The organism is Aequorivita aquimaris (genome assembly GCF_001573155.1).
In the GTDB taxonomy this organism is placed as follows: Bacteria; Bacteroidota; Bacteroidia; order Flavobacteriales; family Flavobacteriaceae; genus Aequorivita; species Aequorivita aquimaris.
This window is the reverse complement of sequence record NZ_JRWG01000003.1, coordinates 1-25,617: the sequence shown is the minus strand read 5'-3', so window position 1 is coordinate 25,617 and position 25,617 is coordinate 1. Positions and strand designations below refer to the sequence as shown.

The 25,617-nt window shown below is 39.3% G+C and carries 26 protein-coding genes; 14 read left to right on the top strand and 12 right to left on the bottom strand.

The window, feature by feature from the left end:
- Positions 1-8: 8 nt before the first annotated feature.
- Entirely contained in the window at positions 9-1,190 is a 1,182-nt protein-coding gene (locus LS48_RS05380; RefSeq protein ID WP_062620756.1) for a hypothetical protein, read from the top strand.
- Between the two features lie 3 nt (positions 1,191-1,193).
- On the opposite strand, the gene ytxJ is transcribed toward LS48_RS05380, so the two are convergent.
- Positions 1,194-1,586, bottom strand: a complete 393-nt coding sequence (gene ytxJ, locus LS48_RS05375) for a bacillithiol system redox-active protein YtxJ (protein WP_062620754.1) — start codon at positions 1,584-1,586, stop codon at positions 1,194-1,196.
- A gap of 193 nt (positions 1,587-1,779) precedes the next feature.
- On the opposite strand from ytxJ, the gene clpB reads away from it, so the two are divergent.
- A complete protein-coding gene (gene clpB, locus LS48_RS05370; protein ID WP_062620752.1) occupies positions 1,780-4,386 on the top strand; it encodes an ATP-dependent chaperone ClpB in 2,607 nt (868 codons plus the stop codon).
- A 173-nt stretch (positions 4,387-4,559) separates the two neighbouring features.
- Here clpB and LS48_RS05365 read toward each other — a convergent pair whose 3' ends face one another.
- The 4 genes from LS48_RS05365 to LS48_RS05350 all read right to left on the bottom strand — a co-directional run bounded on the left by LS48_RS05365 (position 4,560) and on the right by LS48_RS05350 (position 6,612).
- The gene (locus LS48_RS05365; protein WP_062620749.1) at positions 4,560-5,069 is read right to left on the bottom strand and encodes a DUF6843 domain-containing protein; all 510 of its coding nucleotides are present in this window, start codon (positions 5,067-5,069) and stop codon (positions 4,560-4,562) included.
- Between the two features lie 57 nt (positions 5,070-5,126).
- On the bottom strand, positions 5,127-5,477 hold the full coding sequence (locus tag LS48_RS05360; RefSeq protein WP_062620748.1) for a hypothetical protein: 351 nt from the start codon (positions 5,475-5,477) through the stop codon (positions 5,127-5,129).
- 248 nt (positions 5,478-5,725) lie between these two features.
- The gene (locus LS48_RS05355; RefSeq protein ID WP_062620745.1) at positions 5,726-6,217 is read right to left on the bottom strand and encodes a hypothetical protein; all 492 of its coding nucleotides are present in this window, start codon (positions 6,215-6,217) and stop codon (positions 5,726-5,728) included.
- 209 nt (positions 6,218-6,426) lie between these two features.
- Positions 6,427-6,612 (bottom strand): CsbD family protein, encoded by a 186-nt coding sequence (locus LS48_RS05350; protein ID WP_062620743.1) that lies wholly within the window; start codon positions 6,610-6,612, stop codon positions 6,427-6,429.
- Positions 6,613-6,768: 156 nt separating this feature from the next.
- Here LS48_RS05350 and LS48_RS05345 point away from each other — a divergent pair, with 156 nt between their 5' ends.
- From LS48_RS05345 to LS48_RS05325, 5 genes are all read left to right on the top strand, one after another.
- Positions 6,769-7,308, top strand: coding sequence for a SixA phosphatase family protein (locus LS48_RS05345; RefSeq protein WP_076692426.1), 540 nt, complete (start codon positions 6,769-6,771; stop codon positions 7,306-7,308).
- Positions 7,309-7,410: 102 nt separating this feature from the next.
- Positions 7,411-7,875, top strand: a complete 465-nt coding sequence (gene smpB, locus LS48_RS05340; protein ID WP_045079696.1) for an SsrA-binding protein SmpB — start codon at positions 7,411-7,413, stop codon at positions 7,873-7,875.
- A 77-nt stretch (positions 7,876-7,952) separates the two neighbouring features.
- Positions 7,953-10,433, top strand: coding sequence for a DUF5686 and carboxypeptidase regulatory-like domain-containing protein (locus LS48_RS05335; RefSeq protein WP_062620741.1), 2,481 nt, complete (start codon positions 7,953-7,955; stop codon positions 10,431-10,433).
- Positions 10,434-10,444: 11 nt separating this feature from the next.
- On the top strand, positions 10,445-11,218 hold the full coding sequence (locus LS48_RS05330) for a dienelactone hydrolase family protein (protein ID WP_078056375.1): 774 nt from the start codon (positions 10,445-10,447) through the stop codon (positions 11,216-11,218).
- Positions 11,219-11,290: 72 nt separating this feature from the next.
- A complete protein-coding gene (locus LS48_RS05325; RefSeq protein WP_062620738.1) occupies positions 11,291-11,806 on the top strand; it encodes a GNAT family N-acetyltransferase in 516 nt (171 codons plus the stop codon).
- Here LS48_RS05325 and LS48_RS05320 read toward each other — a convergent pair.
- The gene (locus LS48_RS05320) at positions 11,803-12,444 is read right to left on the bottom strand and encodes a protein-L-isoaspartate(D-aspartate) O-methyltransferase (protein WP_062620736.1); all 642 of its coding nucleotides are present in this window, start codon (positions 12,442-12,444) and stop codon (positions 11,803-11,805) included. The genes LS48_RS05325 and LS48_RS05320 overlap by 4 nt on opposite strands.
- A gap of 372 nt (positions 12,445-12,816) precedes the next feature.
- On the opposite strand from LS48_RS05320, the gene LS48_RS05315 reads away from it, so the two are divergent.
- From LS48_RS05315 to miaA, 7 genes are all read left to right on the top strand, one after another.
- Positions 12,817-13,785, top strand: a complete 969-nt coding sequence (locus LS48_RS05315; RefSeq protein WP_062620733.1) for a Gfo/Idh/MocA family protein — start codon at positions 12,817-12,819, stop codon at positions 13,783-13,785.
- 140 nt (positions 13,786-13,925) lie between these two features.
- Positions 13,926-14,816, top strand: a complete 891-nt coding sequence (locus LS48_RS05310; protein ID WP_062620732.1) for a 3-hydroxybutyryl-CoA dehydrogenase — start codon at positions 13,926-13,928, stop codon at positions 14,814-14,816.
- Between the two features lie 129 nt (positions 14,817-14,945).
- Complete coding sequence (locus LS48_RS05305) at positions 14,946-16,184, top strand: DUF1015 domain-containing protein (RefSeq protein ID WP_062620731.1); 1,239 nt, start codon at positions 14,946-14,948, stop codon at positions 16,182-16,184.
- Between the two features lie 50 nt (positions 16,185-16,234).
- Positions 16,235-16,894 carry a YggS family pyridoxal phosphate-dependent enzyme gene (locus LS48_RS05300; protein ID WP_062620730.1) on the top strand — a complete coding sequence of 220 codons (660 nt, stop codon included), beginning with the start codon at positions 16,235-16,237 and terminating at the stop codon, positions 16,892-16,894.
- A 52-nt stretch (positions 16,895-16,946) separates the two neighbouring features.
- Complete coding sequence (locus LS48_RS05295; protein WP_317038836.1) at positions 16,947-18,323, top strand: exonuclease domain-containing protein; 1,377 nt, start codon at positions 16,947-16,949, stop codon at positions 18,321-18,323.
- A gap of 56 nt (positions 18,324-18,379) precedes the next feature.
- Positions 18,380-19,228: an ion transporter gene (locus LS48_RS05290; RefSeq protein WP_062620728.1), complete on the top strand. Its 849-nt coding sequence runs from the start codon at positions 18,380-18,382 to the stop codon at positions 19,226-19,228.
- Positions 19,228-20,145, top strand: a complete 918-nt coding sequence (gene miaA / locus LS48_RS05285) for a tRNA (adenosine(37)-N6)-dimethylallyltransferase MiaA (RefSeq protein WP_062620726.1) — start codon at positions 19,228-19,230, stop codon at positions 20,143-20,145. Before LS48_RS05290 ends, miaA begins: the two co-directional genes overlap by 1 nt.
- Before the next feature lie 36 nt (positions 20,146-20,181).
- On the opposite strand, the gene LS48_RS05280 is transcribed toward miaA, so the two are convergent.
- From LS48_RS05280 to LS48_RS05255, 6 genes are all read right to left on the bottom strand, one after another.
- Positions 20,182-20,898, bottom strand: a complete 717-nt coding sequence (locus LS48_RS05280; RefSeq protein ID WP_062620724.1) for a response regulator transcription factor — start codon at positions 20,896-20,898, stop codon at positions 20,182-20,184.
- Between the two features lie 4 nt (positions 20,899-20,902).
- Complete coding sequence (locus LS48_RS05275; protein WP_062620722.1) at positions 20,903-22,462, bottom strand: sensor histidine kinase; 1,560 nt, start codon at positions 22,460-22,462, stop codon at positions 20,903-20,905.
- 73 nt (positions 22,463-22,535) lie between these two features.
- Positions 22,536-23,123 (bottom strand): dephospho-CoA kinase, encoded by a 588-nt coding sequence (gene coaE, locus LS48_RS05270; RefSeq protein ID WP_062620719.1) that lies wholly within the window; start codon positions 23,121-23,123, stop codon positions 22,536-22,538.
- A 31-nt stretch (positions 23,124-23,154) separates the two neighbouring features.
- Positions 23,155-24,105 (bottom strand): CdaR family protein, encoded by a 951-nt coding sequence (locus LS48_RS05265; protein ID WP_157881714.1) that lies wholly within the window; start codon positions 24,103-24,105, stop codon positions 23,155-23,157.
- A 26-nt stretch (positions 24,106-24,131) separates the two neighbouring features.
- Positions 24,132-25,133, bottom strand: a complete 1,002-nt coding sequence (locus LS48_RS05260) for a glycosyltransferase family 2 protein (protein ID WP_062620715.1) — start codon at positions 25,131-25,133, stop codon at positions 24,132-24,134.
- Between the two features lie 70 nt (positions 25,134-25,203).
- On the bottom strand, positions 25,204-25,617 hold a 414-nt coding region (locus LS48_RS05255), incomplete at its 5' end, for a T9SS type A sorting domain-containing protein (RefSeq protein ID WP_131807696.1).

The following is a 25,617-nucleotide window of genomic DNA, read 5'->3' as shown; positions in this document are numbered from 1 at the left end:
ATTTCGGTATGAAGGCTTTTTACATTATTCTATTTACGGCTCTTTTCAGCGCTTCTTGCAATAGCGTGAAGCGTACCCAAAAATTCGTTGCTCAAGGAAATTATAATCAAGCCATTGAACTTGCCGTAAAAAAACTTCAAAAAGATAAAGACGCGAAAGAATACGATGCCCACATTCGTCTTTTGGAAGAAGCCTATTTAAAGGCAAAGGAAGATGACACTCGACATATTAATTTTCTGAAAAAGGAAAATAGTTTTGCTGGCGCCAAAGAAATTTACTATACTTATCTCGATCTGCAGGCCCGCCAAGATTTAATTCGTCCCCTCCTTCCACTCTACAGTAATGAGATGGGCAGAAAGGCAAACTTTGTATTTTCAGATTATACCAATGATTTACTAGGTGCCAAAGATGCATATATAAAGTCTTTATATCAAGAAGCTATTGCTTACATGCAGCGCAACACAAAAAAAGATTACCGAAGTGCTTTTAATGTTTTATGCGAACTGGAGGAAGTGCAACCCAATTACCGAGACGTGCACCAACTTAAGGAAGATGCACATTTCCGGGGAACCGATTTCGTATTCGTTACTTTAAACAATCATACGGGCCAGTTTATTCCTTTTCGGTTGGAGCGGGATTTGCTTGATTTCAACACCTATGGATTGGATGATTTTTGGACTGAATATCACGGCCAACGAGAAAACGGAATTAATTATGATTTGGGAATTGATTTAAATTTTCAAACCATTCAAATTTCACCTGAACGAATTTCAGATAGGCAATATACCCGAACACAGCGCATTAAGGATGGGTATGAATATGGTCGTGACCGCAAGGGGAATATTGTGCGCGACAGTCTGGGCAACCCAATCAAAATTGATAAGTATATTAATGTTTCAGCCCAGATTACCATCACCACCCAGCAAAAAAGTGTATTTGTGGGCGGCACCGTGGTTTACATGGATTTGAACAGAAGGCGGCAATTAAACAGTTTTCCAATTTCCTCGGAATTTGTTTTTGAAAATGTCTTTGCAAAATATCGAGGCGATGAACGCGCCCTGACCCCCGAGGACCGAAGACTGCTGAACAATTACTTTATACCTTTTCCGAACAACGAACAAATGGTCTTTGATGCCGGAACAAATATAAAAGAACGGTTTAAAGAAATTTTAAGGGACAATACCTTTTAAATCTTAAATATATCGCTCCAAGTGCGAAGCCTCAATAGAATGATGCGAATCATGGTGTACCACTGCCCCATTTTTAATAACAATAATTTGCGGACTTTCATGCTGCACTTTAAAACGAGCCGCTATTTCGTTTGATATATCACGGTTTTGCAATAAATCCAAGAAATAAAGTTTTAGCTGATTGTCAGTAAGATTGTAGTTTTTCTCAAACAATTTTAAAACCCCTCGGCTAATTCCGCAACGAGTAGAATGCTTAAAAATAGCAACAGGCTTGCTTTTGGATTCCTCAACTATTTCATCCAATTGGTCCATTTTGGCCAAAACATGCCAAGGCACTTCTACTATCTCTTCTTTTGCAATGTCTCTCGGTGTTTTAAATATATCTAATAATCCCATGGTTTTCTTTTTTTACAAAACTACAAGTTATAGCCATGATATTATCTAAAAGAAATTATAAAAAGCACAACTTTAAATCAGTCAGAATGTCTGTTAAACTAGTTGTTTTTACGGACATTATGTCTTAATTTTAGTGTGGCTTTGTATTTGAAAACACTAAACCACAAACAATAAATAACAAACTTTTTTATATATGAACTTTAACAACTTTACAATAAAAAGCCAGGAGGCCATACAGCAAGCGCAACAGATTGCGCAGGGTTTTGGCAACCAACAGATTGAAAACGAACACATCCTCAAAGCAATTTTTGAGGTAGATGAAAACGTCTTGCCTTTCATCTTAAAGAAGCTTAACGTAAACCTCGTTACCCTAAAACAAATCTTGGACAAGCAACTTGAAAGCTTCCCGAAAGTTTCTGGAGGCGATATTATGCTTTCGCGTGAAGCAAACAAAACGGTTCTTGAAGCCAGCAACATTGCCAAGAAAATGGGCGATGAATATGTTTCCATAGAACATCTTTTATTGGCGATTCTAAACTCAAAAAGCAGCATTGCACAGAGCCTGAAAGACCAAGGCGTAACCGAAAAAGGAATGAAAACCGCGATTGATGAATTACGCGGAGGTGAAAAAGTAACCTCACAAAGTGCCGAGGAAACTTACAACTCTTTGAATAAGTACGCCAAAAACCTTAACCAACTTGCCCGCGACGGCAAGCTGGACCCTGTAATTGGCCGTGATGAGGAGATACGAAGAATTCTTCAAATACTCTCAAGAAGGACCAAAAACAACCCCATGCTTGTTGGGGAACCCGGTACTGGTAAAACCGCAATCGCAGAAGGGCTTGCCCACCGAATTGTGGACGGAGATGTTCCTGAAAACCTCAAGTCGAAGGAAATCTATTCTCTGGATATGGGTGCGCTTATTGCAGGAGCCAAATACAAAGGGGAATTTGAAGAGCGTTTAAAAGCCGTAATCAAAGAAGTAACTTCCAGTGAGGGAGACATCGTTCTTTTTATTGATGAAATCCACACCCTAGTGGGTGCTGGTGGCGGTCAAGGCGCAATGGACGCAGCAAACATTTTGAAACCCGCTCTTGCGCGTGGTGAGCTGCGAGCCATTGGAGCTACTACTTTGGATGAATACCAAAAATATTTCGAAAAGGACAAAGCACTGGAACGTCGTTTCCAAAAGGTGATGGTTGATGAACCTGATACCGAGAGCGCTATTTCAATTCTTCGTGGAATTAAGGAAAAATATGAAACCCACCACAAAGTGCGCATTAAGGACGAAGCAATTATTGCGGCTGTAGAACTTTCAGAACGATACATCACAAACCGTTTTCTTCCCGATAAGGCCATTGACCTTATGGACGAAGCAGCCAGTAAACTTAGGATGGAAATTAATTCCAAACCAGAGGAACTGGACGTTTTGGACAGAAAGATTATGCAGCTTGAAATTGAAATTGAAGCCATAAAGCGTGAAAAAGATGAAACCAAACTGAAATCGCTTCACTCAGAATTGGCAAATTTAAAAGAAGAACGCAACGAACTCAACGCAAAATGGCAAAGTGAAAAAGAGGTGGTGGACAATGTACAAAACCTTAAAACCCAAATTGAGGAATACAAACTGGAGGCTGAACGTGCTGAACGTGAGGGCGATTTTGGAAAGGTAGCCGAATTGCGTTACGGTAAAATCAAGGAAGCACAGGAAGAGCTTAACAAACTTGAAACCCAGCTTGCCGAAAATCAAGATGGTTCTTCTATGATTAAAGAAGAAGTAACCCGTGAGGATATTGCCGAAGTAGTTGCAAAATGGACCGGTATCCCGGTAACCAAAATGTTGCAGAGCGACCGTGAAAAACTTTTAACGTTGGAAGACCACTTGCACAAACGCGTAGTGGGCCAGGACGAAGCCATTCAGGCAGTGAGTGATGCCATACGCCGTAGCCGAGCAGGATTACAGGATGAAAAGAAACCAATAGGTAGTTTCCTTTTCCTAGGAACTACGGGTGTAGGTAAAACTGAGCTTGCAAAAGCCCTAGCGGAATATCTGTTTGACGATGAAAACGCAATGACCCGTATCGATATGAGCGAATACCAAGAGCGCCACAGTGTGAGCCGTTTGGTGGGTGCCCCTCCCGGATATGTGGGTTATGATGAAGGCGGGCAGCTAACAGAAGCCGTACGCCGCAAACCGTATAGCGTGGTATTGCTGGACGAGATTGAAAAAGCCCATCCGGATACTTTCAATATTCTATTGCAGGTTTTGGATGAAGGGCGTTTGACCGACAACAAAGGGCGCTTGGCAGATTTCAAGAACACGATTATCATTATGACCAGCAATATGGGAAGCCAGATAATCCAAGAGCGTTTTGAGAGCGTGAAAGATCCTGAGACTGCAATGGAAGGTGCCAAGGTAGAAGTACTTGCCTTACTGAAACAAACCGTGCGCCCAGAGTTCTTAAACCGTATTGACGACATTATTATGTTTACGCCACTTTCAAAAACGGACATCCAGAAAATTGTTGGCCTGCAATTGAAAGGCGTTTCCAAAATGTTATTAAAACAAAACATTGTGCTGGATGCAACTCCTGAGGCCATTGCCTATTTATCACAAAAAGGTTTTGATCCGCAGTTTGGCGCAAGGCCGGTAAAAAGGGTGATACAGCGCGAAGTGCTTAACCAGCTTAGTAAAGAAATACTTGCCGGAAAAATTACTACCGAGAGTGTTATCTTGCTGGATAGCTTTGATGACGGACTGGTTTTTAGAAACCAGGATGCCGTTATTGATGAAAAGTAAGCAATAAATAGATTAAAACTATAAACCCCTGGGCGTTTGCCTAGGGGTTTTGTTTTTTTGGAAGACCACACGTTGCAAACGTGCGGTATCGGGGGGCTTAAAACGGCTTATATTGGTTCGGACTTAAAAAATTAAGGGGTTGTGCAACGGTTACTATTTTTGTATGCCGTTTTTTATTTTTCATTTATCAGTTCTGTTGTCTTGAATGAGAACATAGTCAAATCGTGCATTTTCTTTTCTACATTCTTGTATTTCCCTACATAAAATGTGATAATTGGACAGGTTTGATATGTTCCTGTACTGTCCGTTTTGCTTCCAGTTCCAGAGTGTTGTTCTCCAAAAACATAAACCGAATCTTTATCAAATTTCACGTCTTTATCATAGAAATTTAAAAATCGGATTTCTTGTCTGTTATTGTCTTTAACGTAATAATATTTGTTAAACTGCCAACCGAACTCCGCCTTAAACTTTGTAATCAAAAGTCCGTTAGTGTCAATTTCATAAATCCGTTTTCCATTTTCCAATTTTTCTTCTTTTCCTTTTCCGTCACAAAGGCTAATTTTTACCGGTCCAGTATAACCATCAGGAATTAGCGTAATCGTATCAGTCGCACTATTTGAGCAACTAAAGAGTAAAATTGAAGTCAGTATTATTAAGTATTTCACGGTTCTCTCTAATGGCATACAACTATTATATATCAACATGAAGTAAATTTTCCATGTTTCTGCTAATATATTAATTTATCCCTTCCCCACCACCGCCAGTAGCGTATCTACCTTTGTTTTTAGTATCTTATTTTCCTCCTCCAGTTGTGCAATGCGTTGTGCCTGGGTGGTGTCTTCGGGCACGTTTGTGGTGTAGGTTTGCGGCAATTGCGCGGCCAGGTCTGCAAAAAAATTGTGCTCTACTGCCACACATATATCCCAAAGCACATTGCACTGCAAACTCTTGCGCTCCTCATAATCTTGAACGGTCGCCCTGCTCCGGTTCATGGCCCGCGCAAGTCCAGATTTGTTAATGCGGTTTTTTTTATAATAGATCTTCAGTAAATTCCCTAAATGTGGAGGTATTAATTTCTTCTGTGTTTTCATTTTTAGTAGTCTTTATAGTTAATTAGTGCTTTTTGTAAAATAAAATCCAACAGCTGTATGTTTTAGCCTAACACGTGTAAGGTGTTTTCTAACAGAAGTATGTTTTAACCTTACATATGTTAGGTGTTTTCTAACAAGTGTATGTTTTATACTTACTTGTTTTAGGTTGTTTCTAACAGCTGTATGTTTTAACCTTACGGGTGTTAGGCAATTTGTAACAGCTGTATGTTTTAGGCTAACAAAATTCATTATTCTTTTGGCCCACCCTTCTTTTTCTCCCTTTTTCCCTGCTTCTCAAACCGCCACGCCAACTCATCCATCGCGCTTTGTGCGTTGGCAACGCCCGCCTTTGCAGTAACCTTGTACATTCCATAGTGCGCTAGCCCCGTGCCGTAGGCCTCGTGCCCTACGATGCGCTCCACATCTTTCAGCAGATAGTTTAGCCCATCTATGTGGCTGCGCAGGGTTTGCAGTTGTTTAAATAGTTTTAGGTCTGTATCTGTGTTATCGTTGAGCAGTACTGGGGGCAAGATGCCCGCGCCAATGCCGTTCTTGAGCCGCACCACATCTTCCACAAAGGCCAGGTTGCGCACGTCTAGCGCGCGGTAGCGTTTGCGTTCCGCATCAATGAGAGTGCCTTTGGGCAGCAGCTCTCTTATTTCCTGAATTTTTTGAAGTATAAGCGCCAAGGTGGCCTCGTCCAGCGTTTCGTGGATCTGGTTGTAGCTTATGTTTGCCATAAGTAATCAATAAAAAAGTTATACAATATACTATAAGCGGCAGGAGCCGCAACCGGGGAGAGTCCTAAATGTAATAAAAAAAGAGAAAGACTGAAACGGAATTTTTTTCAAAAATTGGAAACCAAAAAAAGACCCCTTAAAATCTCAATAACTTGAAATTTTAAGGGGGTCCGGCTTCAAATAAAGCGGTAATAGTGTTTAGGTGAAAATTACCACTTGTCAATCTTCTCTTTCAATTTTTCTTTAGATTCACCTGTCTTTTCTTGAAGGCGACCAAGCAATTCGTCCGATTTTCCTTCGGCATACATTAAATCATCATCGGTAAGGTCTGCATATTCTTGTTTGAATTTACCTTTTACTTGGTTCCATTTTCCTTTAAACTGATCTTCGTTCATAGCTTTTTTGTTTTAAGTTAAATTAATTTTTCTTTTTCGTTTTATAAAATTACAACAGACGCCCCCCTATTTATAATAATGAAATATTAAAGATTCACCCGTTTTAGTTATAACTTTGCCAATGAGTCTTAAAAAATGTTATTTAAAAAAATTTTTATGAAACATTTCGTCATCCTATTAACACTATTGCCACTTTTCACCTTTTGCGGTCAACAAAAGGAAAAAGAATCTGAGAGCGGCAATGAATCTGCTGCCCCCGAGTATAGCGCAACTTATTATTTAATCCGCCACGCCGAAAAAGTACGTACCGACCCAAAAGACCCCGACCCTGCCCTGAATATTGACGGGATGATGCGCGCCAAGCGTTGGGCCACCTATTTTGAACCCATCAAGCTCGATGAAATCTACATTACCAAATATATCCGTACCAAGCAGACCATTTCGTTCATAGCACAGCAGAAGCAGATTTCGCCAAAGCGCTATGACCCGAACACAATCTATTCCGAGGAATTTTTAAAGGAAACCAACGGAAAGACCGTGCTCATCGCCGGCCATAGCAACACCACCCCGCAGTTGGTGAACCAGCTTCTCGGCGAAGAAAAATTTAAGGAAATGGACGATAGTGATAATTCCACGCTTTTTAAGGTAACGATAGATGGTCCCGATAAAAAGGTTGAAACGATTATCGTTGAGTAGTGAGCGACACTATTCTTTATTCTTTATTCTTTATTCTTTATTCTTTACACAATATTGTTTATTCATTATTAATTCTGCATTATTCAATCTATTTTTGCAGCTATGGCAATTCAGAAAAATGTAAAAATAAAAAACCGAAAGGCTAGGTTTGAGTATGAAATTCTCGATACCTACACCGCCGGCATCGTCTTGCGGGGCACTGAAATTAAGGCCATTCGTGAAGGCAAGGCGTCCATAGCTGAAAGTTTTTGTGAATTTAGCAATGGAGAGCTCTTCGTGATTAATATGACCGTGCAGGAATACAGCCACGCCACGCACTACAATCATTCCCCAAAAAGCGAGCGCAAACTTCTTTTAAACCGCAGCGAGCTAAAAAAACTTGAAAAGGAAGTAAGAAACAGCGGACTTACCATAATCCCGCTTGTACTTTTTACCAATAGCAAAGGCTTGGCAAAAATGGACATAGCGCTTGCAAAAGGTAAAAAGGAGTACGACAAACGCGAAACCATCAAGGAACGCGACACTAAAAAGCAGCTTAGCCGTATCAAAAAGGCTTTTAATAATTAATTCATAAAAATTTTACTGGCAGATAAGGTTTTGGTATTTTGGTTGGTAAATAACCAAAAGCAGTCCTTCTTTCCTTTATGAAAAAATTACTTTTTGCCCTCTTACTTTTTTCCACTTATCTACTCCAGGCCCAAATTGTTGGAAAAGTAACCGATACCAAAGGCGAGCCCCTGCCCTACGTAAATATTTACCTTCAAAATAGCTATATAGGCACCACCACAAATGACGACGGCAACTACTCGCTCAACGTTTCCCGACCGGGCGAATACAAGGTTATTTTTCAGTTCTTGGGCTATAAAACCTTAACCAAAACGATTGCTCCCAGTACTTTTCCTTTTATCCTGAATATTTCCCTGGAAGAAGAAACCACCAGCCTTGATGAAGTGGTGGTCAACACTTCCGAAGACCCAGCGTACCGCATTATCCGAAAAACCATTGCCCAACGGAAGGAAAATCTGGAGAAGTTGAGCGAATACACAGCCGATTTTTATTCGCGCGGACTGTGGAAAGTAAAAAACGTGCCCGAAAAAATCATGGGCCAGGAAGTCGGCGATTTTGACGGAATGTTGGATTCTACCCGCACGGGCATCATTTACCTTTCGGAAACCATTTCAGAAATAGCGTACCAAAAACCGGATAAATTCACCGAAAAGATTATCGCCAGCAAAGTGAGCGGCAACGATAACGGTTTCAGCTTTAACAGCGCACAGAGCGCCAACATCTCCTTTTACGAAAATACGATTGAATTGAACGCGGCACTGGTTTCGCCCATTGCAAATAATGCGTTGAATTATTACAACTATAAATTGGATGGCGTTTTTTACGAAGGCCCAAAACTCATCAACAAAATAAAGGCAATCCCCAAACGCCCCAATGACAGGGTTTGGCAGGGTTATGTATATATTGTGGAAGACGACTGGCAGCTTTACGGAGTTGAACTTTCTACCACGGGAGCGGCGATACAAGTGCCTTTTGTGAGCAATTTAATGGTGAAACAGAACTATAAATACGATAGCGATTATGATTTTTGGGTGAAAATTTCACAGTCCGTCGATTTCGGTTTTGGCTTTTTGGGAATGGAAGGCGACGGTCGGTTTATAGCCGTTTATAGCAATTATGACTTTAAGCCCCAATTCACCAAAAAATCCTTTACCAACGAAGTGCTTTCCTTTAAACCCGAGGCCAACAAAAAGGACAGTCTGTTTTGGCGAGGCAGCCGCCCCGTGCCGTTGACCGATGAGGAGTTGAGAGATTACATCAAAAAAGACAGCATACAGGTTTTAAGGCGCTCAAAGCCCTATTTGGATTCGCTGGACGCAAAGTCTAACAAGCCTGGTTTTTTGAGTCCGTTGACCGGTTATACTTATAAAAACTCCTTTGAAAAATGGTCGGTCGGTTATGAAGGGCCGTTGCGAAGTATAAACTTCAACACCGTGCAGGGCTGGAACAGCAAGGCTGGATTGACATTCAACAAATGGTACGACGACAACCAGACCAACACCCTTTCGGCGGCCGTTCGGGCAGATTACGGGATTGCAGAAGACAGGCTTCGGTTTACGGCGAATATTCTTCGGAATTTTAATTGGACGGACAAATTGCGCTTCTCCCTTTCGGGCGGAAGCACAGTGGCCCAGTTTAATGATACGGAGCCCATTTCGCCATTGATAAATACGTTTGCCACACTTTTCTTTGAAAGAAACTATATGAAGCTGTACGAGCTTAATTTCGGGCGAATCGCTTACAGTCAGGAAATTTTTAACGGACTGCACCTGTACTCCGCCGTGGCTTATGAAAATAGAAAGCCGCTTTTCAACAATACCGAATACGTTACCATTCCATTTGACGATGTGAGCTATACCAGCAACAATCCTTTGATGCCAAATGATTTTAACAATGCCGCAATTGCGGAACACAACATCGTAAAAAGTAAGGTTCGGGCGCGCATCAACTTCGCCCAAAAGTATTTTTCAAACCCTGATATGAAATTCAACATTGGCGACAACAAATATCCGGAGTTAAATATTTCCGTGGAAAATGGGGCCGCAATTACGGAGACCCGGTACGATTATACCCAATTTGAAGCCAGTTTGAACCAATCCATTACGTTGGGAAACAAGGGACAGTTTTATTACAATTTAAAAGGGGGAACCTTTGCCAATGGCGACGGGATTTCCTTTGTGGATTACAAACATTTCAACGGAAACCAAACACGGGTGGGCACTTCGCCTAATTATACAAATGTTTTTAACCTGATGCCCTATTACGATTTCAGCACCAACAAAAGTTATTTTGAAGGCCATGTGGAGCACGATTTCCGTGGATGGATTTTGGGGAAAATTCCGGGAATCAATCAATTGAATCTCAATTTAGTAGCTGGCGCGCACTTTTTGAGCACCGAAGAACGGAAACCTTATTCCGAAATTTCCGTAGGTATTGACAACCTCGGTTTTGGAAAATTCAGGCTGTTGCGAGTGGATTATGTGCGCTCCTATTACAACGGCGGCAGCGACGGCGCCTTTATTTTTGGGCTGAAATTTCTGGATCTTTTGGGGCTTTAATAGAAAAAACTATGAAAAATATTTTAAAACTACTAGTTATCTTTTCACTTTTCACTAGTTGTATTCCGATGCAAAAAGTGCCGAAAGATGCAGTAATGACGGACTTTTTCCACTTTCAGAAAGCGAAGGATTACGACGCTTCCAAATGGGTGGTATTTCTACCGGGGACTGGCGGCCTGCGGATTTTTAAGGACACAACCCATTATTACAAGGTAGCTGAAAAGCTAAACGCGGAAGGCATTTCGGTTCTATTGGTCGATAATGTTGCTGCCTATAAAGCTTCCAAAAGAGACGTTGACGAAGAAGAACCCGCGCAAATTCTCTGGACGCTGGAAGAGGCTCTAAAGTGGGCAAAACAGAATGGAGATATCGCCCCAAGTTCAGAGGGAAGCATCGTGGGCTGGTCGCGGGCTGGCCTCGGTTTAATTCCGCTTGCAAATGATGAAGATGAATTGAAAAAACTCAATATAAAATCAATTGCAATGTTTTATCCTGCAAATGGTTATGAAATTCAACTTAAACCAAAAGTTCCAGTACTGGTAATGACTGGCGGAAAGGATAAAATCGTTAAAGTTGACGATATTTTGAAGCATATGGTTGCCGAAAATGTGACCATTCAAGTTTATGATGATGCGTATCACGGCTATGATGTGGAAAGCCTGAAAAAGGGAAAATATTACCGCTACATTCCCTTCATCAGCAAAAAGCATTATCTCCTAAAGTACGATGAAGAAGCCGCGCAGGAATCTTTTGAGGAATTGATTAAATTTTTAAGGAAAAACTAAATCTTCGTGCCCTTTACGGCTCTGCAGTGTTAATTTTACCGCAAAGACGCGGAGAGCGCAAAACATAAAACCATGGCAATACCTTTTCCAATCATAATAACAGAACGCTTAAACCTTCGGAAAATAGTTCCCGCAGACCTGGACAGGGTCTATTTTTTACGCTCAAACACAGATATCAACAAATACATAAAGCGGCCACCGCAGACGCGGGAAACGGCAATTGCGCATATCCAACTGCTGGACGGCAATTTAAAATCCGACAAAGCGATTGCCTGGGGAATTACGACCAAAGGATCAAACGTTTTGATTGGCTCCATTTGCCTTTGGAATTTTTCAGAAGACAAAAAAACCGCAGAGGTGGGTTACGACCTCGACCCCGAATATCAAGGCAAGGGAATTATGGGCGAAGCACTAAAAGCTGTTTTGGATTACGGCTTCAATCAAAGAGGTTTTGAAACTATCGAAGCCTATACGGATTATAGGAATATTCCTTCAAAAAAGCTGCTGAAACTACATGGATTTATTCCAAGAGAAGATAAAAAAGATGCTGATAACCAAGATAATATAATATATTACCTAAACCGTTAGTTTTTGTCTTCCAAAAGTGGTACAAATCGAAATTCTCCGTACTCTTCTTTCTGAAATTCGGTGTCGGATTTACGCAAAAATACGGTCATAATCTGTACATTTTCCCCAACCGGAATTACCAATCTTCCGCCAATTTTCAACTGTGCCAACAACGGATTTGGAACATAAGGCGCTCCCGCAGTTACAATAATTCCGTCAAAAGGAGCTTCCTCTTCCAGCCCGATATAACCATCGCCAAAAATCATGCGTTTGGGTTTGTAGCCAAGTTTTGGAAGAAAGAGTTTCGTTTTCTTGAAAAGTTCGTTTTGTCTTTCAATGGTGTATAGAATCGCTCCCATTTCCAAAAGTACTGCAGCTTGATAGCCGCTCCCAGTTCCGATTTCCAAAATTTTGTCGCCCTTCTTCACTAGCAAGAGTTCCGTTTGGCGAGCCACGGTATATGGCTGCGAAATGGTCTGGTCTGCCGCAATCGGGAAAGCCTTGTCAACATACGCGTGGTCCACAAAGCCCGAGTCCATAAAAAGATGCCGTGGAATCTTGCCGATGGCCTGTAAAACATTTTTGTCGGCTATCCCTTTTCTTTTAAGGGTTTCAACCAGTTTTTTACGCATTCCTTGGTGGGTAAATGTATCTTTCACTGCTATTGGATTTGAGATTTTGGACGTGAGATATTAGACTTTACAAAGTAACCAAATTAGCCTATTAAGCACCAAATTTCAAGTACCAATTTCCAAATATATTTCAGAAAGCAAATAGCAAAGCCAATACCCCAGCCTTAAAGGGAGTTAATCATATAATTATGAGAAATGGCTTGTTTCCCAAAAACAAAAATTCTGACGTCAACCACCACAAAGAAAGCCAAAACACTCCCTTTAACGCTCTGGGGTCAAACTCGAACTTTTAAACTCATAAACTCCTAAACTTATAAACCCATCAACTCCTCAACTTTTAAACCCCTCAACTTTTCAACTTTCCCCCGAAACCCGTACATTTGTGAAAAACACACGCCAATGCTAAAAGCGGGAGTTCTGGGTGCGGGTCACCTGGGAAAAATACACTTGAAATTGCTGCAACAATCCACAAAATATGACCTTGTGGGATTCTTCGATGCCAGCAAGGAAGCCTCGAAACAAATAGAAACTGAATTCGGCTACAAAAGCTTTCCCTCGATGGAAAGCCTTATAGATGCTTGCGATATGGTGGTTGTGGTGACCCCGACAAGCACACATTTTGAATGTGCCGAAAAGGTAATACGGGCCGGAAAACATCTTTTTATTGAGAAACCCATTACAGAAACAGTCGCACAGGCTGAGCAGATTCGTGATTTGGCGAAAGAGATGAAAGTACGCGGACAAGTAGGGCAAGTGGAACGTTTTAACCCTGCCTTTCAAGCCATTAAGGATAAAATCCACAACCCGATGTTTATTGAAACCCACCGTTTGGCGGAGTTCAACCCTCGCGGGACCGATGTTTCGGTGGTATTGGATTTGATGATACACGACATCGATGCTATCTTGAGCGTTGTAAAAAGTTCGGTGAAGTCGGTAAGCTCCAGTGGCGTTTCGGTTATCAGCGAAACGCCCGATATTGCAAATGCCCGCATTGAGTTTGAAAATGGTTGCGTGGCAAATTTGACCGCAAGCCGCATTTCGCTTAAAAAAATGCGTAAGGCCCGTTTCTTTCAGCGCGACGCCTATATTTCGGTAGATTTTCTGGAGAAGAAATGCGAAGTGGTAAAAATGAAGGACGCCCCAAAGAAAATAGACGATTTTGCGATGGTGTTGACCAATGCGGAAGGAATAAAAAAACAAATCTATTTCGAAAACCCAAAAATTGAGGCAAACAACGCAATCCTGGACGAGCTGGAAAGTTTTTACGAAGCCATAAAAGCCGATAGAACACCGGAGGTTTCACTTAAACAGGGTACTGAGGCGCTTCGGGTTGCCATGTTGATAATTGAAAATTTTAAGAAAATATAAAAAATGACTGATGCTGGATGACGGATGACGGAAGCAAAAAACAATACCGACCAAAGTATCAATAGCGGCAATAGCATCAATAGCATCAATAGTAAAATTAAGTTTAACCTCAAAAGATACCCGCCTACGCGGGCATTATTATGAAAAACATAGCAGTAATAGGCGCAGGCACAATGGGCAACGGAATAGCCCACACCTTCGCGCAATTTGATTATAAAGTACAGTTGATCGATATTCACCAAACGTCGCTAGACAAAGGTATTGCTACCATAACCAAAAATTTGGACAGAATGGTCGCTAAAGAAACCATTTCTGAAGAAGACAAGCAACGAACGCTGAAAAATATAACCACCTATACCAGCCTTGAGGAAGGCGTGGAATATGCGGGACTTGTTGTGGAAGCAGCCACTGAAAATGTGGATTTGAAACTGAAAATCTTCCGCGATTTGGATAAATTTTGTCCGGAAGATACGATACTTGCGAGCAATACTTCTTCCATTTCAATTACGCAGATTGCCTCGGTAACCTCGCGTCCCGGAATGGTTATCGGGATGCACTTTATGAATCCGGTGCCGATTATGAAACTGGTTGAAATAATAAAAGGTTACAGCACGAGCGAGGAAACTTTCAAAACGGTGGAAGAACTTTCAAAAAAGCTAAACAAAGTCCCCGTAGAAGTAAATGATTACCCAGGTTTCGTGGCCAACCGCATTTTGATGCCGATGATAAACGAAGCCATTGAAACGCTCTACAACGGCGTGGCTGGAGTAAAGGAAATAGATACCGTAATGAAACTTGGGATGGCCCACCCGATGGGCCCCTTGGCATTGGCAGATTTTATTGGTTTGGACGTTTGTCTTTCTATTTTGAAGGTGATGTACGAAGGCTTTAAAAATCCAAAATACGCGCCTTGCCCATTATTGGTAAATATGGTCATGGCAGGAAAACTAGGAGCCAAAAGCGGCGAAGGTTTTTATGATTACAGCCAAAACAGAAAGGCGGAGGATGTTTCCTCGCAATTTTCGAAATAAATTTTAACCACGGAGCGCACAAAGATTTGCACAAAGTCCACAAAGAAAACCCCTAAACTTTTGAACTTTTAAACTCATCGACTCATCGACTTTCAAACACTTAAACTGTTAAACTCATAAACCAAAACATTGGCCAAAATTATCCCCTTTAAAGCCGTCCGTCCTACACGAGACAAAGTGAGCCTGCTCGCGGCGCGCTCCTATGACAGTTATACGGCCATGCAGGTAGAGTCGCGATTGCGGGACAACCCGTTTTCTTTTCTGCATATCGTGAACCCGGGGTATAAGTACCAAAAGGAAATTTCGGGCGAAGAGCGCTACGGCCTGGTGCGCAACCGCTACCAGGAATTTAAGGAAGATGAAATTTTTATTCAGGACGAAAAACCGTCATTCTACATTTATAAAATCGTAAACCGCGACAGGCTTGAGTTCAACGGCATTGTGGCCGCGGCGAGCGTTCAGGATTACGCCGAAGATGTCATCAAAAAACACGAGGATACGCTGGAATTTCGAGAGGTTATTTTTAAGGAATACCTAAAAACCGTGGGCTTCAACGCAGAAGCGGTGCTCCTTACCTATCCGGATAATGACGAATTGGAAGCCATAATTGAAGAGGTAATGCAAAGCCGCGCCGAGTATGAATTTACCACCACCTATCGCGACACGCACTATTTGTGGAATGTAGATGACGAAGTTTTGCTGAAAAAAATCCAGCAGATTTATAGTGAAATGCCGGCGCTGTATATTGCCGATGGCCACCACCGCTCTGCTTCTTCGTACCTATTGGCGAAAGATTTGAAGGAAGAAAATCCCAACCACACCGGCGATGAACCTTATAACTATTTTATGAGCTACCTCATTCCGGAAAGCGATTTAAAAATATATGAGTTCAACCGCTTGGTGAAGGATCTGAACGGGATGACAAAGGAAGAGTTTTTAATAAAGCTCGACGAACATTTCAGAATAGAAAACCGCGGGATGGAATATTACAAGCCTTCGAAACTGCACCATTTCAGCATGTACCTTGATGGCGAGTTTTATTCCTTGTACCTTCGCAAGACAAAATATGAAATAAAAAATGCGCTCGATGCGTTGGACACCCATATTTTATACGTTACGGTCTTAAAACCCCTGCTCGGCATCGAGGATTTACGGAACGACCAGCGCATAGAATATTCCCACGGAAAAAAGGATTTGGCATACGTAAAAACCGTGGTTGATTCGGGGACGTTTGCTGTGGGTTTTGGGCTGGTCGCCGTTACCTCGGACGAACTAAAGCAGATAGCCGACGAAGGGTTGAAGATGCCTCCCAAAAGCACCTATATTGAACCGAAACTGAGAAGTGGCGTAACGGTTTACGAATTCTGAAAAAAGAAAAAAGAGAAAAGAGAAAAGAGAAAGGAATAAGAGAAGTGATTATGACGATTTCAGAAAATTTAAAAAATTTCAAAAAAGCATTACCGAAGGATGTTACACTGGTAGCGGTTTCAAAAACCAAACCCGTGAGCGATTTGATGGAGGCTTACCACGCAGGTCAGCGTGTTTTTGGCGAAAATAAAATTCAGGAAATGGAAGCCAAATGGCAGAAAATGCCAGAGGACGTGGAGTGGCACATGATTGGCCACGTGCAGCGCAACAAGGTAAAATATATGGCTCCTTTCGTGAGTTTGATACATGCTGTGGACAGTCTGAAGCTTTTAAAGGAAATCAACAAAGAAGCCCTCAAGAATAACCGGACCATCAATTGCTTGCTTCAAATAAAAATTGCCGAAGAGGAAAGTAAATTTGGAATGGATGAAGCTGATGCCGCTTCCCTCCTCGCTTCCGAGGCATTTAAAAAACTTCAGAATATTAAGATTGTTGGTCTTATGGGAATGGCAACCTTTACCGATGATGAAAGGCAGATTTCAGAAGAATTTCAGAAATTGAAGGATGTTTTTGAAAAATTCAAAATTCAAGATCCAAGATTTAAAATTCTCAGTATGGGAATGAGCGGCGATTACAAAATCGCAATCGAACACGGCAGCAATATGGTGCGCGTTGGCAGCGCGATTTTTGGGGAACGGAATTACGAGTAAACAGTTTTCTGTAGCGGTAAGCAGTCTTTACAATAAAAAATAAAAATAGAGAATAGTCAATAAACGGATGTACGCAATTTTAGACATAGAGACGACGGGTGGAAAATACAATGAGGAAGGGATTACCGAAATTGCAATTTACAAATTTGACGGTCACACAATTGTAGATCAATTTTCAAGTTTGGTGAATCCTGAAAAACCTATTCAACCCTTTGTAATTAACCTTACGGGGATAAACAATGAAATGCTTCGGCAGGCTCCAAAATTTTATGAGATTGCAAAGCGAATCATCGAGATTACCGATGGTTGCATTATGGTTGCCCACAATGCACTTTTCGACAATAGAATCCTTACTACTGAATTTGAGCGTTTGGGTTATAAATTTGAAAGAGAAACCCTTTGCACTGTTGAGCTAGCAAAAAAATTAATCCCAGATATGCCATCGTACAGTCTGGGAAAATTGGTGCGCTCTTTGGGAATTCCACTTAGTGACCGCCACCGTGCGCAAGGTGATGCAAAAGCTACCGTAGCACTTTTTAAGATGTTGCTGGCTAAAGACACTTCAAAAGAAATAATAACGGAAACTCTTCGTAAGGAGCCAAAACAACAATTGGCGCCAAAACTGCTGGATATTATAGAAAATATTCCTGCGGAAACGGGAGTGTATTATATGCACAACGAGGCAGGAAAAATAATTTATATAGGGAAAAGCAAAAATATAAAAAAAAGATTGACGCAGCATTTTACAAATGATAATCGAAAATCTAAAAAAATTCAACTAGAAGTAAAATCCGTTACTTTTGAAAAAACGGGAAATGAACTGATAGCGCTACTGAAAGAGTTTGAAGAAATAAAACAAAACAAACCTTTATTTAATCGCTCACTCCGGCGACCTCTCTTCACACATCAGCTTACCTCTTTTGAGGACGAAAATGGGTATATAAACCTAAAAATTGAAAATGCTGACGGCAGGAAAAAAGCGATTACCACCTTTAGCAATTATCAACAGGCAAAATCTACACTTTTTAAAATAACTGAAGAAAACCAACTGTGCCAAAAGCTTACAGGGCTATACGATACAAAAAAACAATGTTTCAATCATTCCATAAAAGAATGTTACGGGGCGTGCATAAGAAAGGAACCTGTGAAGGAGTACAATAATCGAGTGCAAGCCTTTTTGGAAAAAAATAGTTATGAAAATCAAAATATGATTATTATAGACCGCGGAAGAGAAATTGAAGAACGCTCAGTTATCTTAATTGAAAACGGAATCTATAAAGGCTACGGTTTTTACAATTTAAATTTTCAAATAAACAATCCTGAAATTTTAAAATCTATTATCAATCCTACTCAAGGCAGTCGCGATGTGCAACACATTATCCAAAATTATTTACGTAGGAATAAAGTACTTAAAATCGTAAACCTTTAACCTAATACAGTTAATTAACCTAAAGTTGCTTATTTTAGTCCTTCAAAAATTTCATATTGAAACCAACCAATAAAAGATCCTGGCGTTACCGACTTCACGAAATCATTTATGAGGCCGATACACCCATGGGTAAGCTCTTTGATGTAATACTACTTATACTTATTTTACTGAGCATCGTGCTGGTTATGCTTGAAAGTGTGCAGGGTATTGACACTAAATACCACGAGATACTTTACATTGGAGAGTGGATCATCACTATATTTTTCACTTTTGAATACATTGCACGCATTATAACAGTAAAAAAACCGAAAGCTTACATTTTCAGTTTTTACGGGATCATCGACTTTTTATCAACCATTCCTCTTTATATATCCTTTCTTTTTGCGGGCAGTAGCTTTTTATTGTCCGTACGGGCGTTAAGACTGTTAAGGGTTTTCAGAATTTTGAAATTAGCCCGTTATGTTGGCGAAGCAACAAAATTGCGCAGGGCATTAATAAGCAGTAGGGCAAAGATTCTGGTGTTTCTATTTGCAGTGCTTGTAATTGCAGTAATTGCGGGTACACTGATGTACATCATAGAAGGACCCGAAAACGGTTTTAAAAGCATTCCCACAAGTGTGTATTGGTGTATCGTAACTCTTACTACGGTGGGTTTTGGGGATATTGCCCCTGTAACTCCTTTAGGCCAATTGCTGGCAACGGTCATTATGATTTTGGGATATGGAATTATTGCCGTTCCCACAGGAATTGTAAGCGCTGAATACACAAGGAGTAAAGATAATGACTATGTACACGTAAACACACAGTCCTGTAGAAATTGTGGGGCGCAAAGACATCGGGATGATGCAAAATATTGCCATAAATGTGGGGAAGAATTAAACCCTAAAAGTCACATAGAAACATAATGTCTTCAAAAAAACCATTGCTAATATGTGTAGTGGGTGCTACGGCTATTGGCAAAACTTCTTTAGCTATAAAACTTGCAAGAGCTTTTAATACTGAAATAATTTCGGCAGATTCACGTCAGTTTTTTAAAGAAATGAGTATAGGCACTGCAGTTCCTTCAAAAGAAGAGCTGGATGCCGTTCCGCATCATTTCATCCAGAACAAAAGTATTTTTGAGGATTACTCCGTTGGCGATTTTGAAAGGGATTCACTTGCTTTATTAAAAATTCTTTTTGAAAAAAACACAGTGGTTGTAATGGTTGGAGGTTCGGGATTGTATGTAGATGCCGTGATAAAAGGTCTGGATAATTTTCCTGAGGTGCCTTCGAAAATTAGAGACCAGTTAAATTTTGAATTGGCTGAAAAAGGCATTGAAACACTTCAAAGGGAATTAAAAAATATAGATCCCGAATATTTTAAAAAGGTTGATATTCAGAATCCACACCGATTGGTTCGCGCTTTGGAAATTCATAGAGCTACCGGCAGGCCGTATTCATCTTTTCTTAGAAAGGAAAATCCAGAAAGAGATTTCAATACCATTTTTATTGGCTTAACTGCAGAACGGGAGCTAATTTACAATCGTATAAATCTTAGGGTAGATATTATGATGGCAGACGGACTACTAGATGAAGCTAAATCCCTACTCTCTTTTAGAGACAAAAATGCTCTGCAAACAGTGGGCTATCGAGAGCTTTTTGAATATTTTGACGGTAAAATTTCTTTGGAAGAAGCCATTTCAGAAATTAAAAAAAATACCCGAAGGTTTGCAAAACGCCAGAATACATGGTTTAAAAAAAACGAAGCTATCAACTGGTTTGATTATGATACCCAACCAAACGAAATTATAGACTATATAAAAGAAAAAAACGCCCTATAAAGGCGTTTTTTTTACACTTATTCTTAATATTTACAATTAATTGTCCACTTCGCTCTTCACCACCAAACGGAACCCTTCACCATGAATATTGATTATTTCCACACCATCATCCTTACTTAGATATTTCCGAAGTTTGGCTATGTAAACGTCCATACTTCGTGATGTGAAATAATTGTCATCTCTCCAAATTTTTGTCAATGCCAGTTCACGTGGCATCAAATCATTTTTATGAAGTGCCAAAAGGCGCAGCAATTCATTTTCCTTTGGGGAAAGTTTTATTGGGGTTTCTTTGTTATAGGTCAAGAAACGCAGTTTGGAATTTAAGTGGAAATTGCCCACCTGAAATTCAAATTGCTTACTGTCTGCAATAGAATCAGTAGCTTTTCTTTGAATAATTGCTTTGATTTTCATCAAAAGCACTTCGCTATCAAAGGGCTTATTTAAATAATCATCTGCTCCTACTTTATAGCCTTTAAGCACGTCCTCTTTCATGGCTTTTGCAGTAAGAAATATAATCGGCACATCTTCGTTTTTCTCACGAATCTCCTTTGCTAGTGTAAAGCCGTCTTTGTAAGGCATCATTACATCTAGTATGCAAAGATCGAAATCGTCTTTTTTAAATTTCTCAAAACCTTCCATCCCGTTTTTAGCGTGGGTAACGTTATAATCGTTCATGGCTAGGTAATCTTTCAATACAGTCCCAAAGTTGGGGTCGTCTTCAACAAGAAGGATTTTTTTGTTTTCTGTTTCCATAATTTTAAGATATTAAGTGTAGTTTTATGATAAAAGTGCTGCCTTTTCCTTTTTCGCTTTCTACGTAAATTTCGGCATCGTGGTCGTCCAAGATGCGTTTTACATAGGCCAGTCCAAGACCGTGCCCTTTAACGTTGTGTATATCACCTGTGTGTTCTCGGTAAAATTTTTCAAATATTTTTTTCTGGACAGGCTTGCTCATTCCCATGCCTTGGTCGCGAATTTTGAGAATAATGCTATTTTTTACATTTTCTGAATAGATGTCAATTTTGGGCTCTTCTTCAGAATATTTAATTGCATTGTCCAAAATATTTACTATTACATTGCTTAAATGTGATTCATTGGCCAAGACAGTTGATTTTAAAGCTCCGTAATGGGTATTAATATATCCTCCCCTATCTTCTACAATAAGGCTTACGTGAGATATGGCTTCTTCAACTATATCCTTTAAATCCAAGCGTTCCTTAGGAAGATCTAACTCGTTCTTTTCAAGTTTAGAGATTCTAAGAACATTCTCAACTTGGGCATTCATTCTTCTGTTTTCGTCCCTTATCATCCCCAAGTAACGATCTAAAAACTCCTTATTATCCTTAACTTTAGGATTTTTAAGTGAATCCAGCGCCAGATTAATGGTTGCTATGGGAGTTTTGAACTCGTGGGTCATGTTATTTATAAAATCACTCTTTATTTGTGAAATTTGCCTTTGTTTGTAAATCTGTGATATTGCACTGGAATATGCCAAAATTATCACTGCCGTAAACACCAACGAAAGTATGGCCATCCCCAAAATACTATTTAGAACTAATTTTTCCTTTTCTGAAAAGTTTACATATAGTTCATAGTTGTTTTTGTTTTCATTTACAAAAAGCGGTACTGTATAGGTACTTTCGTCGTCAAATTTAAAACCCTTGGAGCGTACTTTAGTTTCTAGATTGTTGCTGTAAATAGCAAATTCAAATTTAGATTTTAACCCTCTTTCTTTAAGCTCTTTAGCAATAAGGTTCCTTACCTCTTCTTCATTTACCCTTTTATAAATTGGCACCATTGCCGTTACGTTACTAACAAAATCCTCAAACTGCTTTCGTTCATAATCTTTCATTCTAGAAAAAGACTCCACGCGTGTATCTGTCATGGTTATTCCATCCAATCCTTCAGAAATTTTAGTTTTTGTCTTTCTGCTGGTGAGTTTGCGGAACTGAACGCTATCCACATCAGAATCAAAAAGCCCCGAAGAAAGTTTATAATCCTGTTCTAAAATTCCGTCGGTATATATATAAGTTTCGTTTGTGGCTTTGTTTTGAATCCTATAGGCCAGTTCTGTAAAACTCTGATTATCTGGAATTTGAATGCTGTCTACGTACGCACTATAAACCTGATAGTAAGCTTCGTTTTCTCTTAGTTGGATTTCTTTTGCAACAGATATCAACACTTGCTTTGCGTTGATTGTAAACTGTTCTGCTTTTGTACTATAAGCATTTGATATCCAATATCCTTGAACGAAAACTATTCCCAACAATGAGAGGCTCATGAGCGCTATAAGCAATACGAATAGCTTTTTGTTCATACCTCAAAAGTAAGATTTTAACATTTAGTGACTTGTCCATTTAACCAAATGTTAACAAAAGATGAGAATGGATTTAAGAAGCTTTAAAAAGTAGTGTTTTATGTACTTCTTCAACTCGCTTTTTTGTGGCCTCAAGGTCTATATTATTTATTACAATATCAGCTAATTGTATTTTATCTTCATCGCTCCATTGATTGTCCATTCGCTGTTCTATTTCGGCTTTTGAAATTTTATCACGTGCCAAAATGCGCTCTATTCTTATAGGTTTTGGAGCAGTTACAAGGATGACCGTATCGCATTCTTTATAACTGCCATTTTCAAAAAGTATAGCAGCTTCTTTTATTACATATGAAGTATGTTGTTTTGAAGCCCATTTTTTAAAATGTGCCGCAACTTTGGGATGGATTATTTTATTTACGGAATCTAACAAGCCTCTGTCATTAAAAATTTTTTCGGCAACAAAAGCGCGATTTAGACTTTCTCCAGAATATGCTTCCTCACCAAGTAATTTTATCAATTTACGATGAATGACCTTGGACGAATTGGTCAATTTTTTAGCCTCTACATCGGCTATATATACGGGTACACCAAGCTTCGAAAACATTTTTGCTACTGTAGTTTTTCCACTCCCTATTCCACCTGTAAGACCCACAATTTTCATTTCTTATTATTTTGAACAGCCAAAAGCTAAATTATTTAAAAATCAGAAAATCAATCTTTTTTGGTTCAAAAACTACATTCTGGATATTTGGAGGCATTTTTTCCAGTATGGGAAGCATAAAGTTTTCCTCTTTATTTCTTTTGGAATAATCACATATTACCCTAAAGCTATCTTTCGAAATCTCGGAAAAATCGTTCACAGATACATCGTATGAAACCGTAACATTGGGAGAAACCAATTTTATATCTAAATCTGGAGGCAAATTAATTACCTCAATAGGAAGTGTAAATTTTCCTTGTGAAAATTCGGCGACTTTTAGGCTCACCGATACTTTATTGGGTTTTATAGTAACAATTTCTTTGTTGTTGTTAATGATTTTTACAGTTGTGGAAATATCTTTTTCAATGTTTTCAATTGAAATTACTTCTGTTTCTATTGTGCTAATATTTTTTAAACTGCCGGAAGGACCCGATATAACAACAGAATCTGGAGATACATTAATACTGTCAATAGGTTTAAAACCATCTTTGAAGGTAAAACTATGTTTCGGAATTACTTTAACCTTTTTCAAAACAATTGGATCCAAAAAAACTTTTAATTCTTCAACAGAAAGGTTTTTTATAGCCAAGTTTCTATTGAAGTTTGAAGAGACCATACGGTTTAATTCACTCTTTGTGATAATAAAGTGATCTTTTTCCTTATCATAATATTTATTTATCTGTAGGTCGATAGTTGGCTTTTTAAATTTGTAAAATAATATTTCAAATCCATTTGCTGTAAGGTCAAAAGTGATGCTCTTTAAATTCCCTTCAGATAATGCGGCATTTTCAGGAACATTTTCATATTGAATTTTAGCGACCATAGTAGCGGTAAATTCTCGGCTAAACTTGGTTAATACCCAAAAAATAGCTGCAAGCAATAAAAAGAAAAGAAAACGCTTTACTTTAAGATTTTTGTGTTTTTTTAAAAATCCTTTCGACATGTTTTTATTATTGGGCATCAATAAATTTACTTAAAAAATAAAAAGGGAAATTGTTTCTCCGGATCTTTCTTTAGAAAATTTATAAAGAAGGTTGATTTAGCAAACGCTATCCCGTAACCAAAAAACTGAACAAATACGGCTTTTATTGAAAGTATGCCTATATATATACTTTTATTTTTTAAAGAAGAATCTACAAAAAGGAGGATAAGATATAAAAAAATAGGGATTAAAAATAAGGGGGTTACAAAAAATGAAAGCAATAACGTTAAGAATACAAATATCACAAAAAACGTGGGAAACCAATAGGATATTTTAGCAGCCGAAGAGTGCCAACTATTTAATATAGGACGTACCAATCCAAATTTTTTTACTTGTAAATAAAATTTTTCCCAAGAAATTCTACGTTTGTGATAAACAAAGGCATCAGGTATAAATGTAGTGCTATAGCCTGCCTTTAAGATACGCTGTGATAAATCAGGATCCTCTCCCGGATGGATTTTTGAATAACCACCTGTTCTTTCAAAAGCTTCTTTTGAAATACCCATATTGAAACTTCGGGGCTCAAAATTATTGACACTTTTTACGCTACCTCTAATTCCTCCTGTTGTAAAAAAAGAAGTCATTGCATAGTTAATAGCCTTTTGTAAAGGGGTAAAACTTTCATGGGCAGCATCTGCACCACCAAAACAATGATAATAACTTTGGTTTAAAAATGTGTCCACAACAGTCAAATAATGTGGAGGCAACAGGCAATCGGAATCAAGAATTATAAAATAATTTCCTTTTGCGCGCTTCATTCCATAGTTTCGAGAATCTCCCGGACCAGAATTATTCTTATAATAGTATGAAATAGAAAGTTTATTTGAAAAATCCACTATAATACTTTCTGAAGTTTCGGTTGAGCCATCTTCTACTAAAACTATTTCAAATTCATTTCCAAAATCCAAATTAATAAAACTTTCCAAAAGCTCTCTTACTTCTTGAGGACGGTTAAACACAGGAATTATAAAGGAGTAATATATTTGCATCGCACAAAGTTAATCAAATAAAAAAAGCCACCCACTTTCGTGGATGGCTTTTCATATCAATTATGAAAATCTAGTTTTTCAACACTTTGTAAGTTCCGGTTTGTCCATCAACAGTCACTTTCATAATGTAAGTTCCCGCTGTAAGACTAGAAAGGTTGATGTCAGATGTAGTAGCACCAATCTCTGTGCTGATAACCTGCTGACCCAATAGGTTGAACAGAGATACAGATTCTATTGTGTTGGCAGATTTCAAAGATAGAACCTCAGTGGCTGGGTTTGGATAGTAAGAGAATCCAGCAAGTGCATTATCGCTAACACCCAACGAGTCGCAAGTACCGCTCCAAATATAAACACCATCCATCAATGGATCTGGAATACCCCAACCTGCATTAAACTGAGCTGTAGGGTTACCCACCGCAGTAGAAGAGGTAACTACCCAGAATACACTTCCAGTAGCACCACCATCAGTAACCGATAGCTCGAT

Coding starts and splice junctions, on each gene's coding strand:
- LS48_RS05380 (WP_062620756.1), top strand. CDS start 9: ATGAAGGCTTTTTACATTATTCTATTTACGGCTCTTTTCAGCGCTTCT.
- ytxJ (WP_062620754.1), bottom strand. CDS start 1,586: ATGGGATTATTAGATATATTTAAAACACCGAGAGACATTGCAAAAGAA.
- clpB (WP_062620752.1), top strand. CDS start 1,780: ATGAACTTTAACAACTTTACAATAAAAAGCCAGGAGGCCATACAGCAA.
- LS48_RS05365 (WP_062620749.1), bottom strand. CDS start 5,069: ATGCCATTAGAGAGAACCGTGAAATACTTAATAATACTGACTTCAATT.
- LS48_RS05360 (WP_062620748.1), bottom strand. CDS start 5,477: ATGAAAACACAGAAGAAATTAATACCTCCACATTTAGGGAATTTACTG.
- LS48_RS05355 (WP_062620745.1), bottom strand. CDS start 6,217: ATGGCAAACATAAGCTACAACCAGATCCACGAAACGCTGGACGAGGCC.
- LS48_RS05350 (WP_062620743.1), bottom strand. CDS start 6,612: ATGAACGAAGATCAGTTTAAAGGAAAATGGAACCAAGTAAAAGGTAAA.
- LS48_RS05345 (WP_076692426.1), top strand. CDS start 6,769: ATGAAACATTTCGTCATCCTATTAACACTATTGCCACTTTTCACCTTT.
- smpB (WP_045079696.1), top strand. CDS start 7,411: ATGGCAATTCAGAAAAATGTAAAAATAAAAAACCGAAAGGCTAGGTTT.
- LS48_RS05335 (WP_062620741.1), top strand. CDS start 7,953: ATGAAAAAATTACTTTTTGCCCTCTTACTTTTTTCCACTTATCTACTC.
- LS48_RS05330 (WP_078056375.1), top strand. CDS start 10,445: ATGAAAAATATTTTAAAACTACTAGTTATCTTTTCACTTTTCACTAGT.
- LS48_RS05325 (WP_062620738.1), top strand. CDS start 11,291: ATGGCAATACCTTTTCCAATCATAATAACAGAACGCTTAAACCTTCGG.
- LS48_RS05315 (WP_062620733.1), top strand. CDS start 12,817: ATGCTAAAAGCGGGAGTTCTGGGTGCGGGTCACCTGGGAAAAATACAC.
- LS48_RS05310 (WP_062620732.1), top strand. CDS start 13,926: ATGAAAAACATAGCAGTAATAGGCGCAGGCACAATGGGCAACGGAATA.
- LS48_RS05300 (WP_062620730.1), top strand. CDS start 16,235: ATGACGATTTCAGAAAATTTAAAAAATTTCAAAAAAGCATTACCGAAG.
- miaA (WP_062620726.1), top strand. CDS start 19,228: ATGTCTTCAAAAAAACCATTGCTAATATGTGTAGTGGGTGCTACGGCT.
- LS48_RS05280 (WP_062620724.1), bottom strand. CDS start 20,898: ATGGAAACAGAAAACAAAAAAATCCTTCTTGTTGAAGACGACCCCAAC.
- LS48_RS05275 (WP_062620722.1), bottom strand. CDS start 22,462: ATGAACAAAAAGCTATTCGTATTGCTTATAGCGCTCATGAGCCTCTCA.
- coaE (WP_062620719.1), bottom strand. CDS start 23,123: ATGAAAATTGTGGGTCTTACAGGTGGAATAGGGAGTGGAAAAACTACA.
- LS48_RS05265 (WP_157881714.1), bottom strand. CDS start 24,105: ATGTCGAAAGGATTTTTAAAAAAACACAAAAATCTTAAAGTAAAGCGT.
- LS48_RS05260 (WP_062620715.1), bottom strand. CDS start 25,133: ATGCAAATATATTACTCCTTTATAATTCCTGTGTTTAACCGTCCTCAA.